Annotated in this window: 15 protein-coding genes; 1 reads left to right on the top strand and 14 read right to left on the bottom strand. The window is 63.4% G+C overall.

The annotated features are described in order from the left end of the window. Window positions 1–27 precede the first annotated feature (27 nt). From PD284_RS08470 to PD284_RS08405, 14 genes are all read right to left on the bottom strand, one after another. Window positions 28–1,092, bottom strand: a complete 1,065-nt coding sequence (locus PD284_RS08470) for an ABC transporter ATP-binding protein (RefSeq protein ID WP_274627767.1) — start codon at window positions 1,090–1,092, stop codon at window positions 28–30. Between the two features lie 12 nt (window positions 1,093–1,104). Next, window positions 1,105–1,896, bottom strand: a complete 792-nt coding sequence (locus PD284_RS08465; protein WP_274627766.1) for an ABC transporter permease — start codon at window positions 1,894–1,896, stop codon at window positions 1,105–1,107. Then, a complete protein-coding gene (locus tag PD284_RS08460) occupies window positions 1,893–2,798 on the bottom strand; it encodes an ABC transporter permease (RefSeq protein WP_274627765.1) in 906 nt (301 codons plus the stop codon). Before PD284_RS08460 ends, PD284_RS08465 begins: the two co-directional genes overlap by 4 nt. 98 nt (window positions 2,799–2,896) lie before the next feature. Continuing rightward, on the bottom strand, window positions 2,897–4,003 hold the full coding sequence (locus PD284_RS08455) for an ABC transporter substrate-binding protein (protein WP_274627764.1): 1,107 nt from the start codon (window positions 4,001–4,003) through the stop codon (window positions 2,897–2,899). A 245-nt stretch (window positions 4,004–4,248) separates the two neighbouring features. Then, a complete protein-coding gene (locus PD284_RS08450; protein ID WP_274627763.1) occupies window positions 4,249–5,421 on the bottom strand; it encodes an iron-containing alcohol dehydrogenase in 1,173 nt (390 codons plus the stop codon). 38 nt (window positions 5,422–5,459) lie between these two features. Then, on the bottom strand, window positions 5,460–5,948 hold the full coding sequence (locus PD284_RS08445; protein ID WP_274627762.1) for a DUF2569 domain-containing protein: 489 nt from the start codon (window positions 5,946–5,948) through the stop codon (window positions 5,460–5,462). 26 nt (window positions 5,949–5,974) lie between these two features. Then, window positions 5,975–7,363 carry an aldehyde dehydrogenase family protein gene (locus PD284_RS08440; RefSeq protein WP_274630578.1) on the bottom strand — a complete coding sequence of 463 codons (1,389 nt, stop codon included), beginning with the start codon at window positions 7,361–7,363 and terminating at the stop codon, window positions 5,975–5,977. Window positions 7,364–7,375: 12 nt separating this feature from the next. Beyond that, entirely contained in the window at window positions 7,376–7,795 is a 420-nt protein-coding gene (locus tag PD284_RS08435; RefSeq protein WP_274627761.1) for a type II toxin-antitoxin system VapC family toxin, read from the bottom strand. Next, window positions 7,785–8,276: a helix-turn-helix domain-containing protein gene (locus PD284_RS08430; protein WP_274627760.1), complete on the bottom strand. Its 492-nt coding sequence runs from the start codon at window positions 8,274–8,276 to the stop codon at window positions 7,785–7,787. The genes PD284_RS08435 and PD284_RS08430 overlap by 11 nt, the downstream gene beginning before the upstream one ends. Window positions 8,277–8,335: 59 nt before the next feature. Continuing rightward, the gene (locus PD284_RS08425) at window positions 8,336–9,703 is read right to left on the bottom strand and encodes a glutamine synthetase family protein (protein ID WP_274627759.1); all 1,368 of its coding nucleotides are present in this window, start codon (window positions 9,701–9,703) and stop codon (window positions 8,336–8,338) included. 90 nt (window positions 9,704–9,793) lie between these two features. Next, entirely contained in the window at window positions 9,794–10,858 is a 1,065-nt protein-coding gene (locus PD284_RS08420; protein WP_274627758.1) for a TRAP transporter substrate-binding protein, read from the bottom strand. A gap of 109 nt (window positions 10,859–10,967) precedes the next feature. Then, window positions 10,968–12,293, bottom strand: coding sequence for a TRAP transporter large permease (locus PD284_RS08415; protein ID WP_274627757.1), 1,326 nt, complete (start codon window positions 12,291–12,293; stop codon window positions 10,968–10,970). After that, window positions 12,290–12,760 (bottom strand): TRAP transporter small permease subunit, encoded by a 471-nt coding sequence (locus PD284_RS08410; RefSeq protein WP_274630577.1) that lies wholly within the window; start codon window positions 12,758–12,760, stop codon window positions 12,290–12,292. Before PD284_RS08410 ends, PD284_RS08415 begins: the two co-directional genes overlap by 4 nt. Window positions 12,761–12,794: 34 nt before the next feature. Further along, a complete protein-coding gene (locus PD284_RS08405; RefSeq protein ID WP_274627756.1) occupies window positions 12,795–13,610 on the bottom strand; it encodes an N-formylglutamate amidohydrolase in 816 nt (271 codons plus the stop codon). Window positions 13,611–13,781: 171 nt separating this feature from the next. Between PD284_RS08405 and PD284_RS08400 the strand changes: the two genes are divergently transcribed. Next, window positions 13,782–14,609, top strand: coding sequence for a MurR/RpiR family transcriptional regulator (locus PD284_RS08400; RefSeq protein ID WP_274627755.1), 828 nt, complete (start codon window positions 13,782–13,784; stop codon window positions 14,607–14,609). Window positions 14,610–14,701 lie beyond the last annotated feature (92 nt).

Raw genomic sequence — 14,701 nt, 5'->3', positions numbered from 1 at the left:
CGCCAACGGCGCGCCGCCGTCGGAGCTTCAGTGCAGGACGAGCAGGTCGTCCGACGAGAAGCTGATTTCGGTCTTCTCTCCCACCGCGGGCGGCGGCGTGGAGGGATGGTTGAAGGTGTCGAGCGACACCACGCTGTCGCCGACGCCGACGCGCACGCGGATGACCGAGCCCAGGAAATGGACGTCGGCGATCTCGCCGGTGAGATTGGAGTCGTTCGCTGCCTTGCGCCCGAGCGTGATGGCCTCCGGGCGCAGCGCCAGCGAAAGCGCATCGCCCGTCTTCGAGCCGTTCAGCTTGTTCTTCAGCGAAAGCTCCTGTGCGGCGACGCGCACCTTGCCCGAGGACGCGTCGGCGACGGTGCCTTCGAGCACGTTGAGCGTGCCCACGAAATTGGCGACGAACTTGGTTGACGGGCGGTTGTAGATCTCGAAAGGCGCACCGACCTGCTCGGCCTTGCCGCCATACATGACCACGATGCGGTCGGAGATCGACAGCGCCTCCTCCTGGTCGTGCGTGACGAAGATGGTGGTGATGCCGAGTTCCCGCTGGATCGCGCGAATCTCGTCTCGCAGCGACACGCGGACCTTGGCGTCCAGCGCCGACAACGGCTCGTCGAGCAGAAGCACCTTCGGCTTCGGCGCCAGCGCGCGGGCGAGCGCAACGCGCTGCTGTTGGCCGCCCGAGAGCTGGTAGGGATAGCGGTCGCCGAACTGCGGCAGCTTGATCAGTTCGAGCATTTCCGCCACGCGCCTGTCGGTCTCGGCCTTCCCCACGCCGGCGACCTTGAGACCGAAGGCGATGTTCTGGGCGACGGTCAGGTTGGGAAACAGCGCATAGGCCTGGAACACCATGCCGATGTTGCGCTGGTTCGGCTTCAGCCGCGTGACGTCCTTGCCGCCGATGGCGATGCTGCCGGCGGTCGGCTCCTCGAAGCCGGCGACCATGCGCAGCACGGTGGTCTTGCCGCAGCCCGAAGGGCCGAGGAAGGAGACGAACTCGCCGCGCCCGACGTCGAGGTTGAAGTCCTGCACGACGGTGACGTTGCCGAAGGCTTTCTTGACGCCCTGTATGGAGAGGAAGGTCTCGGCCATGGGTTGTTCCGATCAGTTGGGCCGGTTGGCCGATTTGGGCGCGAAGCGCGCCAGCACCTGGATGACGGACATGCAGCCCCAGGTGATGACGAAGGCAATGACGGCAAGCGCCGCCGGCTCGTAGGCGCGATTGGCGCCGATGTTCTGCAGGTAGGGACCGAAGGCCGGCCGGTTGAGCAGGCTCGCCATGGTGAACTCGCCGATGACGATCGCGAAGGTGAGGAAGGCGCCGGACAGCACCGCAATCAGTACGTTGGGCAGGATGATGCGGGCGATGATGGTTGTCCAGCCGGCGCCCAGGATCTGGGCGGCCTCAGTCAGCGTCCGCACGTCGATGGTTCGCAAGCCGGTGTCGACAGCACGGTACATGTAGGGCAGCGCGAGCGTCGCGTAGCCGATCATCAGCAGCACGTCCGTACCTCGTGCGGTCGCGAGGAATGGCAGCGGCGAGTTGGACCCATACATTCGGATGTAGCCGAACACGATGACGATCGCCGGAATGATCAGGGGCAGCAGCGTGATGAACTCCACCACCGGCCTGATCCACGGCATGCGCAGCCGAATCCAGTAAGCCGTCGGCACGACGATGAGCACCCCGATAAGGATGGTGAAGATGGCAATCACCACCGAATATCCGAAAGTCGCCTGGAAGCGCTCGTCGCCGAACACGACCCGGTAGGCGTCGAACGAATACTCGCCTCGCCGCATGCGCAACGAGAACTCGAGCGTGGCGATCAGCGGGATGAAGAAGTAGGCTGCGCCGACCGCGAAGGTGATCCAGGCCCAGATCGAAGAGCGCCTCATTTCAGCCACCTCTCCGACCGCGTGCGGAACCAAATGTAAAAGATATTGGCCATGCCCGTCACCACGATCATGCCGAAGGCGAGCGCATAGCCGAGGTGCGGATTATGCAGCACGTCGCCGCGGATCTGCGCGTAGAGCAGGATCGGCACGATGTTGAGCGAGGAGCCGGTGAGCGCATAGGCCGTGGCGATGGCGCCGAAAGCATTGGCGAAGAGCAGGATGACCGTACCGAGGAACGACGGCCACAGCACCGGGATGACGACCATGCGCCAGTATTGCCAGGTGGTGGCGCCGAGCGTCGCGGCAGCCTCCCCCCATTCGCGCTTCAGCCCGTCGATGGCCGGCGTGATGATGACCACCATCAGCGGAATCTGGAAGAAGAGGTAGGTGAGCGTCAGCCCCCAGAAGGACAGAATGTTGAAGCCCAGCGCATAGATGTTGATGCCGACCTCGCGCAGCAGGATGGTCACCAGGCCGAGCCGGCCGAGCGTGGCGAGAAAGGCGAAGGCCAGCGGCACGCCGGCGAAATTGGAAGCGACGCCAGAGAAGGTCAGCGTCGCGGAGCGCACCCAGTTCGGCAGCCCGCCGCGCACGATGGCGATGGCGATCGCCAGGCCGACCAGCGCGCCGAGGATGGCCGAGGCCAGGCTGATACGGATCGAGATCCAGTAGGCCGCAAGGATCGACGGCTGGAACAGATTGCGGATGTTTTCGAGCGTGTACTCGCCCGCATCGTTCTGGAAGGCGCCGACGACGAGGTAGAGCGTCGGCAGGATCAGGAACATCAGCGCGAAAATGAAGAACGGCGCCACGCCCAGCCAGTGCGTCGGCAGGCGAAACGCACGCGCCACAGGCGGAGCGGAGTGCCCGACAGCCGGATCTGATACTGTGACGTCAGCCATGAGACCGCCGGATCTGTTCGGTTTGGGACTACGGGACGCTCATGAGCGCGCTTCGGCAAGAGCACCGGGCGGCCGCAAGGCCGCCCGGGCAAGATACGTTACTGCACGTTGGCGCCGACCACCGTGTCCCACTGCTTGGTGATGATCTCCTTGCTGGCGGCCTGGTCGTCCAGCGACGGGAACACCGCGGCCTCGTAGGCGGCTGCCGGCGGCAGCTTGTCGAGCAGCTCCTGCGGGATCTTGCCGTTCTTGGCGAGATCGTTGAAGCGGATCGGGTGGCAGTAGCCCTTCAGCCAGCCAAGCTGGCCTTCGTCCGAATAGAGGTACTCCATCCACAGCTTCGCCGCGTTCGGATGCGGGGCATAGGCGCTGATCGCCTGCACGTAGACGCCGGCAACGACGCCCGTCTTCGGCACCACCACGTCGACCGGCGGATTGCCGTTCAGCGTGTCGCGGCCGGACAGCGCGTTGTAGTCCCAGGTGATGAGGATCGGCGTCTGGCCCTGGGCGAGCGTCGCCGCCTTGCCGATGACCGGAACGAAATTGCCGGAGGCATTGAGCTGCTTGAAGAAGTCCAGGCCCTTCTCGGCGGCAGACTTGGCGTCGGTGGCGCCGGAGCCCAGGCCCGCGGCATAGACGCCTTGGATCGCCTGGTTCGAGGCGCGCGGATCACCCGCCAGCGCGATCGAGTTGGCGTATTCAGGCTTCAGAAGGTCGGCCCAGTCCTGCGGCACGTTCTGGACCAGGTCCTTGTTCACCTCGAACGAGAGCACGCCGTAGTAGTCGCCGTACCAGTAGCCCTCGGCATCCTTGGCGCTGTCCGGGATCGTGTCCCAGGTCGACACCTTGTAGGGCTGGATCAGTCCGTCGGCCTTGGCCGAAGGGCCGTAGGAGAGGCCGACGTCGATGACATCAGGCGCCTGCGGGCCTTTGTTGTCCTTGTTGGCCTTGATGGCCTCGATCTCGTCGCTGGATCCGGCGTCGGGATTGAGTTCGTTGACGGTGATCTCGGGATACTTCTTCTTGAAGCCATCGATGACCGCGCCGTAGCCGCACCAGTCGTGCGGCAGCGCGATCGTGGTGAGCTGCCCTTCGGCCTTCGCCGCGGCAACGAGTTCATCCATGCTCTGTGCTGACGAAATGGCCGTCGTCACCATGAGCGACGCGGCAGTCAGGGATAGTACCTTCCCCGCAAACTTGAACATATGATCTCTCCGTTATAGGCGCTAAACGCACCTTCGGTGCGGTAGCGATGTCACATGACAGTCCGATGAACCTCCGCGGGGCCACGCGTGCCCCAAGCGGAAAAAGTTAACTACGTTTGTTGGCCCCCCGCAATTGGCCAGTTCCTTGTCCGGCTAAGATTCTGCTTGCGTTGTTTGAGCCCCTGCAAGGTGCGGGCCCTCCCTCTCCTCCTATCCTGACGTCCTCCCCGGCTTTGCGCCGTCGTTCAGAGCGTTCCCGTGAGCGCATTGTCGAGCAGCTGCAGCGCCGCCTTCTTGGTCAGCTTCACCGGGTTGCCCCCAGCCGTCGGGTCGACGACCGCCATGTCGGCGATGAGCATCTTGCGCTTCTTGTCCATTTCGAGCCCCTTGATGAGACCGGGCAGCGCGTGCGGGACCTTCAGGTCCTTGCGCAGCTTCAGCACCGCCGTGGTGAAGCCGTCGAAGCCGCCCTTGATGCCCAGGTAGCTGGAGAGCCGGCCGATGCGCTCCTCGATAGCCGGCCGGTTGAAGGCCAGCACGTAGGGCATGAACACGGCATTGGTCATGCCGTGATGGGTGTCGTAGAGCGCGCCGATTGGGTGCGACAGCGAGTGGATGGCGCCGAGGCCCTTCTGGAAGGCAGTGGCTCCCATCGCGGCGGCCGACATCATGTGCGCGCGTGCGGTCAGGTCGTTGCCGTTGGCGAACGCTTTCGGCAGGTTCTCGAACACCAGCCGGATGCCCTCCACCGCGATGCCGTCGGCCATAGGGTGGTAGCCCGGCGCGCAATACGCTTCGAGACAGTGCGCGAGCGCATCCATGCCGGTTCCGGCGGTGATGAAGGACGGCATGCCGGCGGTGAGTTCGGCGTCTGCAATGACGATCGCCGGCAGCATCTTCGGGTGGAAGATGACCTTCTTGGTGTGCGTCGCCTCATGGGTGATCACGCCCGCGCGCCCGACCTCCGAGCCTGTGCCTGCCGTGGTGGGAACCGCAATGATCGGGGCGATGGCGCCGGAATCCGCGCGTGTCCACCAGTCGCCGATGTCTTCGAAATCCCAGACGGGTCGCGCCTGCCCTGCCTGGAAGGCGATCAGCTTGCCGAGATCGAGCGCCGAGCCGCCGCCGAAGGCGATCACGCCGTCATGCTTGCCCTTCTTGAATGCGGCAATGCCGGCAGTCAGGTTGGACTCGATGGGGTTCGGCTTGACGTCTGAGAAGACAGCGTGCGGAACCTTCGCGTCGGCAAGGATCCTCAAGGTCTGCGCAACGACGGGAAGCTTCGCCAGCCCCGGATCAGTGACGAAAAGCGGCCGCTTGATGCCGGTGGCCGACAGCGCATCCGGCAGTTCCGAGACGCGTCCGGCGCCGAAACGAACCGTGGTCGGGTAGTTCCATTTTGAAACGAGTTTGGACATTTTCCGTTCTCTGACTGCAACGCTATGCCGGCCGCCGGCTAATGGACAAAGGTGTTTCGGACCCTGCGCGAATTGAGCATGTAGGGAACCCAGATCGCCATCATGGCGATCGCGCGCAGAAAGGTCTGCGTCGTCTCGCTCTCGATGGGCGTCATCCTCGCCGCGGCCATCGCCTGGCCGAACAGGATCTTGGCCGCCATAAGATCGGCGATGAGGAAGGCCAGGTTAATGCCTGCCCACACGACGTAAGTGCGTGGAAACTCCCTCTTCCTGCTGAAGAGGAGACGCAGGAGGTACGCCGGCAGCACGATGGCGATTGCCACGTTGGCGATGATCTCGAGGACCAGGAGCGTTGCCTGGGGACCGGTGAGAAACTCAAAGCTCTGCATCAGCCCCATGTACTGGCCGATCTGGACCACACCCTGGATGGGGGTGAGTATCAGCCCGATGATGGGCAGGACGAGCCATCCCCCGATGCCCTCCGGCCCCTCCCGCGCCGGAAGATCATACGCCCTCGCATCTATCATTTTTTCCCCTCCCCGGTGAATTGCGCTCAGATGGCCTCGCGCAGGTGATAGCTCTTCGGTCGGGTCAGGTTGTCGTACCCGATGGCCGAAAGCGCCGCCCCCTTGCCTGTGTCCTTGACGCCGGTCCACACGAGAGCCGGGTCGAGGTAGTCGCAGCGGTTCATGAACACCGTCCCCGTCTCGACGCGGTCGCCGATGGCGGCGGCATGGCCGGTGTCGCGCGTCCAGATCGAGGCGGTGAGACCATAGGGGCTGTCGTTCATCAGCGCGATCGCCTCCTCGTCGTTGCGTACCTTCATGATGCCGACGATCGGCCCGAAACTCTCCTCGCGCATGACGCTCATCTGGTGGTCGACATTGGTCAGCACCTCCGCCGGCAGATAGGGCGAACCGGCGCGATCCCCTTCCGCCTTCGTGTTCATGTGGGCGACGGCGCCCTTGCGCAGCGCCTCAGCCTTCTGCTCGCGGATGAAATCTGCAAAACGCGCCTGCGCCATCGGTCCCATGGTCGTCGCCTGGTCGAGCGGATTGCCGACGACGTAGTTCTTCGTCTCGGCGACAAAACCCTCGACGAACTCGTCATAGACCTTCTCGTGCACATAGACGCGCTCGATTCCGCAGCAGCACTGGCCGGAATTGTAGAATGCGCCCTCGACCAGGTTGACGATGGCGTGGTCCATCTTGGCGTCGGGCAGCACATACGCCGGGTCCTTGCCGCCGAGTTCGAGGCCCAGCGTCATGAAGGTGCCGGCCGCCGCCTTCTCGATGGCGCGCCCCCCCGCGACCGAGCCGGTGAAGTTGACGTGATCGATCTTGCCCGAGCCGAGCAGTTTTTCCGTCTGCGCGTGATTCAGGACGATGTTCTGGAAGACATGCTTCGGCAGGCCGGCCTTCTCGAAAGCCTTGGCAAAGCGCTCGCCGACCAGCAGCGTCTGCGCCGCATGCTTCAGGATCACGGTATTGCCGGCGATCAGCGCCGGCACGATGGTGTTGACCGCCGTAAGGTAAGGATAGTTCCACGGCGCGATCACCATGACGACGCCAAGCGCATCCTTCTTCACATAGCGGCGGAAGCCCTCCTTGGGATTGGAGGCCATCACCGGCTTCAGAGCCTGCTCCGCGATCTCGACCATGTACTGAGTGCGTTCCTTGACGCCGCCCATCTCGCCGCCATAGCGGGTCGGCCGGCCCATCTGCCAGGCGAGCTCCGGCACGATCTCGTCGTTCATGCCGACAAGGGCCTCGAGGAACGCCAGCATGTATTTGCAGCGCTCGGCGATAGTCGTGCGCGCCCAATCCATCTGCGCGGCCCTGGCGCGCTCGACGGCAGCGCTGATGGCCTGGTCGGAAGCGACCGGACGCTCGACGTAGATCGAGCCGTCGATGGGGGATTTGAGCTTGATGGTGTCCAAGATGATGACTCCAAGTCAACAGGGAACGATTTTTACGAAACCAGCGGCACCGTAAGCAAGGATGGCACGATCGCGGGTGACGATGGCCAAATTCTTCGATCGCGCTGTGGCAATGATAATCCGGTCTGTCGGATCATTGTGTACGAGCCTTGGCAGAAATGATGATTCGACCAGAAGCTCGGTGCTCACGCCCTCAACGCTCAGAGCGCCGGTTTCCACGAAACGTTCAAACCACGCGAGCGGCGACTTGATGTACGGAAGCCGCCCTTTAGACACAAGCATCCCGATCTCCCACGCGGACATGGCCGAAACAGCAATGGGTCCCCCAGCCTTTCGCACTCGTGTCACTTCTTCGACCGCTGCTCTTGCGACAGGCTGTTCGCTCGACAGCCAGAGCATAAAACACGTATCCAGCAACAATCCATCAATCGTCATACACCTTGCCCCAATCGGGATCTGCAGGTGCGGCGTAGTCGACGTCGGGAAGCAAGGTCAGGGTCCCGGCCATGCATCCGAATAGTGGATCGGCTCCGCGAGGCGGCACGATGTAGTCTTCGCTGTCGTTGCTCACGGCGCGTTTGCCACCGTACCTCGCCTGCCCCTCGCTGAAACCGAAAACTGCACCAACGAGCCGCTCCGTAGCGTCATCGGAAACCGCGACATTGGCGGTTTTGCCAACCTCCTTAGCGGCATTCCGCACATTCAGATGTTTCAGCACTTCATGCTCAGGCCTGCCAAGAACTTCCGCCATCCTGTGCGCTTCGGATGCCTTCGCGTTTCGTTCACCGCTCAGCGTTCGCGACAAAGCGGATCTGTCCAAGCCAATACGCCTCCCGAACTCGGCGTGCGAAATACCCAGATCCCCTATCCGATCCGCGAACCAGCCCTTGTCCACTTGCGCTCTAATCTTAGCCATATCGCCTCCCGCAATGTTGCGATATTCACAATCACAACATTGCATAAAGCGCTACACTGTCAATACCTTTCAAACCCTCTGTGCAGTTCCCAATCCGTAATACGACGGTCGTATTCGAGCTGTTCCCAACGTGCATTGTGGACGTAGTGCTCGATCACGTCCTCGCCGAAGGCCGCCTTGAGCATCTTCGACTTGGCCATGGTCTCCGTCGCCTCGCGCAGCGTCTTGGGGATTTCCGGCAGCTTGTCCGCCTGGTAGGCGTCGCCGACGAATGGCTTCTGCAGCTCGAGCTTCTCGTCGATGCCCGCCAGCCCCGCCGCGATCAGGGCCGCGAAGGCGAGGTAGGGGTTTAGATCGGCGCCGCCGATGCGGCATTCCATGCGGATGCCCTTGGTGCCCTCGCCGCAGAGCCTGAAGCCGGCGGTGCGGTTGTCCTCGCTCCACATGATCTTGGTCGGCGCAAACGTGCCCGCCTGGAAGCGCTTGTAGGAGTTGATATAGGGGGCCAGGAACCAGGTGAATTCCTTGGCGTATTTCAGCTGGCCCGCAGCCCATTGGCGGCCGAGCGTCGACAGCGTCCAGTCGGCCTTCTTGTCGTAGAAGAGCGGCGTCTTGCCGTCGCCGCTCCACAGCGAGTTGTGGATGTGGCTCGAATTGCCGGCGAGGCCGTAATTGTACTTGGCCATGAAAGAGATCGCCTTGCCCATCTGATCGGCGATCTCCTTGGCCCCGTTCTTCAGGATCACGTGGCGGTCGGCCATCTCGAGCACTTCCGCATAGCGGACGTTGATCTCCTCTTGGCCCGGGCCCCACTCGCCCTTGGAGTTCTCGATCGGGATGCCGGCCGCGTCCATCTCGTTGCGCAGCCGCCGCATCACGTCCTCTTCCTTGGTCGTGATGCCGATCAGATAGTCGCCGATATAGGGCGAAGCGGTCTTCAGGTTGTGCCAGTGTTTTTCGCGCGCCGAGTCATAGGTCTCGGAGAACAGGTAGAACTCCAGCTCCGAGGCGAAATAGGCGAGATAGCCGCGCTGCTGCAGCCGCTTGACCTGCTTCTTGAGAATGCCGCGCGGTGAGTGGGGCAGGTCCTGGTGATGGTGGTCCTGCAGATCGCTCAGCACGAGGGCGGTCTTTTCCAGCCACGGAATGCGCCGCAGGGTACCGAGGTCGGGCTTCACGACGAAGTCGCCGTAGCCCTTGTCCCAGCTCGCCGCCTTGTAGCCCGGAACGGGCTCCATATCGATGTCGTCGGCGAGCAGATAGTTGCAGCCATGGGTTTCGTCATAGGCCGACTCGACGAAGTACCTGGCCAGGAAACGCTTGCCGATCAGCCGTCCCTGCATGTCGACCGCGCAGGCCAGGACAGTGTCGATCTCGCCTGCGGAGACCGCCTTCTTCAACTGATCGAATGTAAGGTTTCCGGCCATTCTCGAACTCCGCCGCCTCTCGCGGCATGTTTGAAGATCGGCCCGGCCGCACCATGCGGCCGGGCGCGTTGGTCCCGTTGCCGGCCGCTATCAGGAGTAGCGATAGGGCGGGCCCGCTTTTCTCATCGAGTCGTTGTAGTTCCGGATGATCTCGATCACCTTGGCGCTGCGCGGGCTCTGCTGCGCGACGTCACCCCAGAACTTCACCGCCTCCTCCTCGACCTTCGCCCATTCCGCGTCCGGGATGGTCGTCAGCTCGAGCTTGCCGGTGTTGCGGTAGTTGGCCTCGCCGGCCCAGTACCAGTGCAGCCGGTAGTAGTGGGAGCTGTCGATGGCGAGGCGGAACAGCTGCTGCAGGTGCTCCGGCACCGCCTTCCACTTCTCGGTGTTGACGAAATACGACCCTGCCCACGCGCCCGACAGCGGGTTGGTGAGGAAGTATTTTAGAGTGTCGGCCCAGCCGACGGTGTGCATCTCCGTGATGCCGCACCAGCAGACGCCGTCGAGTTCGCCGGTCTGCATGGCGGGCTGCACGTCCTCGTAGGGCAGCGACACCGGCACCACGCCGAACTTCGACAGGAACTGGCCGCCGGTGGGGAAGGTGTAGACGCGCAGGCCCTGCAGGTCGGCCAGCGACTTGATGGGCTTGGTGGTGCCGAAGTTGCAGGGGTCCCAGGAGCCGGTCGACAGCCAGGTGACTTCCGGGATCTCGGCATAGGCCTCTTCCCAAACCTCCTTCAGCCCGTGCCAGTGCCAGAGCGCCGGCACGTCGAGCGAGTAGCGCGCCGCCAGCGGGAAGTAGGCGGCGAACGCCTTGACGTCGACCGGCGCGGCAGCCGAATCGTCGTCGCTCTGGGCGGCGTCGATGGTGCCCGACTGGACGGCGCGGAACAGTTCGCCGTGCGGGACGAGCTGGTCGGCGGTGTAGAGCTCGATCTCCATCTCGCCGTTGGCCGCCTTGTTGAACCACTGGATCGAGTTCTGGATCACGTGCTCGGCCAGCGCCGGGCCTGCATAGGTCTGCAGACGCCACTTGATGGGGGCCTGCGCCTTCACATAGGGCATCGCCAGCGTCGTCGCGCCCACCGCGCCCGCCGTGGTCAGGCCCGCCTTCCGCAGGAAATCGCGTTTGCTTATGCGTCTGTGGTCAGTCATCGTACCGTTCTCCTCTTCGCCACTCGTCCGCGCATGCCCGGGCGGACTCGATTTCGGGAAGTTGGCCTTCCTCTTTGTGTCTTGGTCCCGGGCGCCCCATCCGTCGCCCCTATCGTCCCGTGACTAGGTTGGGCAGCCACAGCGCGATCTGCGGGAAAATCATGATGATAATGAGCGAAAGCACCATCAGGAAGAAAAACGGCACGATGGAGCGATAGATGTCCACCAGCGTGATCTCGGGCGGCGCCATGGCGCGCATCAGGAACAGGTTGTAGCCGAAGGGGGGCGTGATGTAGGCGATCTGGCAGGTGATCGTGTACAGGACGCCGAACCAGATCGGGTCGAAACCCAGGCTCCTGACCAGCGGTATGTAGAGCGGAGCGACGATGACCAGCATCGCGGTGTCGTCAAGGAACGCGCCCATGATGATGAAGGAAAGCAGCATCAGGGAGAGGATGACCCACGGGCTGAATTCCCAGGTGTCGATCAGCAGCGTCTTGACCGCCTTCACTGCCCCCAGACCGTCATAGACCGAGCTGAAGCAGAGCGCGCCGAGGATGATCCACAGGAACATGCAGCTGATGCCGAGCGTGTTCCGCGTCGCGACCTCCAGGGTTTTCCTGTTCAGGTTGCCGGCCCACCAGGCGCCCAGCATGGAAAGCACTGCGCCGACTACCGAGCTTTCGACCAGACTCGTCACGCCCGTCATGAACAGGCTCATCATGACGAAGAAGATGGCGAGCGGCAGTATGCCCTCCCTGAGCAAAGCGAACTTTTCCGCGCGGGTGATCCGCGCGCGCTCCTCCGCCGGCAGCGCCGGGCCGATCTCCGGCTGGAACAGGCAACGGAGGTAGACATAGGCCGCGAAGATCGCCGCCATCAGCAGGCCGGGTCCGATACCGGCCAGCCACAGGTCCAGAACCGGCTGGCGCGCGATCATCGCGTAGAGCACGAGGACGACGCTCGGCGGGATCAGGATGCCCAGCGAGGAGCCAGCCTGTATGACGCCGGTGACCATGATCTTGTTGTAGCCGTGCCGCAACAGCTGCGGCAGCGCGATGGTCGCGCCGATCGCCATGCCGGCGACCGAGAGGCCGTTCAGCGCCGCAATCAGCACCATGAGCCCGATCGTCCCCAGCGCCAGCCCGCCGCGCACCGGCCCGAACCAGACATGGAAGAGCCGGTAGAGATTGCTGGCCATGCCGGATTCCGACAGCATGTAGCCCATGAAGATGAAGAAGGGCACGGTGATCAGCGGATACCAGTTCAGCACCTGGAAGGTGGCGTTGAACGGCATCTCGAACGACCCCTGGCCCCACAGCCAGAGCGCCGCGGCCGACCCGACGAAACCGATGACGCCGAAGACGCGCTGCCCGGTGAAGAGCAGCACCATCATGGTGCCGAACATGAAGAGGGTAATGGCCTCCGAACTCATGCGATCGGCTTCCCGCGGGCGACGGCGACGTCCTTGATGAAGGTGGAGACGCACTGCAGCAGCATCAGGAAGACGCCGGCCGTCATCACCACCTTGACCGGCCACAGCACTGGCGACCAGGCCGAGTAGTTCTTCTGGTTGTACTGGATCGCGTAATTGGTGCTCGAAAGGCCGCCGCCGAGGAGCACCACCAGATAGAAAATGACGAAGAGGATGGTGAACGCGTCGGTGATCGCGCGCTTGCGGGCGTCGAGCCGGCCGTAGAAGAGATCCATCCTGACATGCTGGTCCATCTGCAGCGCATAGGCGCCGCCCAGCAGATAGTAGGCGGACAGCATGAACTGGGACATTTCGAGCACCCAGTTCACCGGCACGCCGAACATGACCCGCGACAGCGTCGAGTAGAGCAGCATCGCCCCCATGACGAATAGCAAATACATGGCCACCCGTCCGACGCGATAGTTCATCGCGTCGACGTAGCGGACGAACGTCACTGCGAGGCTAGGCAATGTGTCCTCTCCGTCCCGGCGTCTGCGTCCCGATCGTCGAGCCTGCCAGGCGTCCCGCCTCGGCGATAGCCTCTGCGAGAATGGCGGCCCATCTCGCCTGGCCGGCGCCGTCGGCGATCTCGTCGTTCCTGACTTCGATCATCACGCATGGCAGTCCGCGGGCGCGCGCGTGCCTCTCCAGCGTGAAGTAGACCCGGTCGGCCGGCGAATAGGGCTCGTTGACCCCGACCACGAGTTCGTCGTGACGTCGCAGCGCTGCGATCAGGGGCGCCGACAGACGTTCATCGTCGTCGTGGATCACGCCAACGTGCCACGGGCGCGACACGCCGCGATAGACGGGGTTAAAGGAATGGATGGCAATGAGTTGCGTCTCCCGCCCGGCTGCGAGGCGGCCGGCGATCGTCGCGTCGAGCGCCGCATGATACGGCTCATAGGCGAGAGCGATTCTCTGGGCCGCCGCCGCGTCGCTGAGATCCGCGTTGCCGGGGACGGCGGTCGTCTCGCTGACGGCGGCGATCAGGTCGGGCGCGTCAAGCGGGCGGTTGAGATCAATGACGAGGCGCGACATGGTGGAGGCCACGAGGACAGCGTCGAGCGATTGTGCGAGCGCCTCTGAAACCGGGAGTGCGCCAGGATCCCAGGCGATGTGGCGCTCGAGATCGGCAGGAGACAACCCGAGCGAGCCGAATTGCCGGGGGACATGGTTCGAGGCGTGATCGCACAGGACCACATAGGGGCTGCTGCCGCCCTCGTTCAGCACCCGGGCCGCAGGAACCGCCTCACGATGGGCGCGCTCCCCCTCTTCCATGGCTCGCTTTCCCCTCCCCGGAGCACCTGTATCGTTTGATACGTCAATTATTGAATTGCGCTCTCCTGAAGGATTTCATACAGCTTTTCATGAATTGTCAAATGCCGAATTCGGCATCCAGGCCGGGGTTCAAGAATTCTTGCGGCCTCCTCGTCGGCTGCGGAGGATCAAGTGGGATCCAGCATAACGGAACGCATCTCCGAGCGGATCGACCTCATGCCGGCGGGCGAACGCCGCGCCGCCCAGACGCTGGTCGCCAACTATCCGCTGATCGGCCTGAGGACTGTCGCCGACTTTTCGGCTGCCGCCGGGGTCAGTTCGCCCACCATCCTGCGTTTCGTTTCCAGGCTGGGCTTCCAGAACTATGCGGAGTTCCAGAACCTGCTGCAGGAGGAATTGTCGGCCCAGCTGCAGTCGCCCTCCTCCCGCGCCGGACGCGCGGCCGGACAGTCCGACATCGACGCGCTGCCGACCATCGAGACGACGATCGGCAATATTCGCGAAACCTTCCGTCACATCTCGAAGAAGCAGCTGGCCGAATGCGTCGAGGCGCTCTCCAACAGCCGCGGCAAGGTCTTCCTTGTCGGCGGCCGCTTCACCGACCCCATCGCCCGCTACATGGCGGCTCACATGACGATCGTGCGGCCGAACGTCTTCCATCTGGCCGGACAGGAAAGCACCTGGCGCGACCGCCTGATCGACATGGGCAAGCGCGACGTGATCCTGATCTTCGACATCCGCCGCTATCAGGATAGCCTGGCGCGCTTTGCCGAGAAAGCCGGCGAGCGCGGCGTCCAGATCGTGCTGGTCACTGATCAGTGGCTCTCGCCCATCGCGCGCTTCGCCAGGCACGTGATCGCCGCCCGGACCGAAGTGCCTTCGCCCTGGGATTCCTCTGCCGCTCTCTTCGTGGTGGCGGAAACCCTGATCGGCGAGATCACGCGCCATCTGCAGGCGGACAGTGCGCGCCGCATGGGCGAGATCGATCGCCTGCGCTAGCTTGCAGCGCTGACGCAAGCGTGCAGTGCAGATTACCGAGATTTAATGATAAAGTGGCTGTCCAACAGGTTGAGAATTGCAATAAAGCCCTC

The organism is Mesorhizobium shangrilense, from assembly GCF_028826155.1.
GTDB lineage: Bacteria > Pseudomonadota > Alphaproteobacteria > Rhizobiales > Rhizobiaceae > Arvimicrobium > Arvimicrobium flavum.
This window is presented reverse-complemented; position numbering and strand designations above follow the sequence as displayed.

Excerpts from the sequence above, each read along its gene's own strand:
- PD284_RS08470 (WP_274627767.1), bottom strand. The coding sequence starts at position 1,092 with ATGGCCGAGACCTTCCTCTCCATACAGGGCGTCAAGAAAGCCTTCGGC.
- PD284_RS08465 (WP_274627766.1), bottom strand. The coding sequence starts at position 1,896 with ATGAGGCGCTCTTCGATCTGGGCCTGGATCACCTTCGCGGTCGGCGCA.
- PD284_RS08460 (WP_274627765.1), bottom strand. The coding sequence starts at position 2,798 with ATGGCTGACGTCACAGTATCAGATCCGGCTGTCGGGCACTCCGCTCCG.
- PD284_RS08455 (WP_274627764.1), bottom strand. The coding sequence starts at position 4,003 with ATGTTCAAGTTTGCGGGGAAGGTACTATCCCTGACTGCCGCGTCGCTC.
- PD284_RS08450 (WP_274627763.1), bottom strand. The coding sequence starts at position 5,421 with ATGTCCAAACTCGTTTCAAAATGGAACTACCCGACCACGGTTCGTTTC.
- PD284_RS08445 (WP_274627762.1), bottom strand. The coding sequence starts at position 5,948 with ATGATAGATGCGAGGGCGTATGATCTTCCGGCGCGGGAGGGGCCGGAG.
- PD284_RS08435 (WP_274627761.1), bottom strand. The coding sequence starts at position 7,795 with ATGACGATTGATGGATTGTTGCTGGATACGTGTTTTATGCTCTGGCTG.
- PD284_RS08430 (WP_274627760.1), bottom strand. The coding sequence starts at position 8,276 with ATGGCTAAGATTAGAGCGCAAGTGGACAAGGGCTGGTTCGCGGATCGG.
- PD284_RS08425 (WP_274627759.1), bottom strand. The coding sequence starts at position 9,703 with ATGGCCGGAAACCTTACATTCGATCAGTTGAAGAAGGCGGTCTCCGCA.
- PD284_RS08420 (WP_274627758.1), bottom strand. The coding sequence starts at position 10,858 with ATGACTGACCACAGACGCATAAGCAAACGCGATTTCCTGCGGAAGGCG.
- PD284_RS08415 (WP_274627757.1), bottom strand. The coding sequence starts at position 12,293 with ATGAGTTCGGAGGCCATTACCCTCTTCATGTTCGGCACCATGATGGTG.
- PD284_RS08410 (WP_274630577.1), bottom strand. The coding sequence starts at position 12,760 with ATGAACTATCGCGTCGGACGGGTGGCCATGTATTTGCTATTCGTCATG.
- PD284_RS08405 (WP_274627756.1), bottom strand. The coding sequence starts at position 13,610 with ATGGAAGAGGGGGAGCGCGCCCATCGTGAGGCGGTTCCTGCGGCCCGG.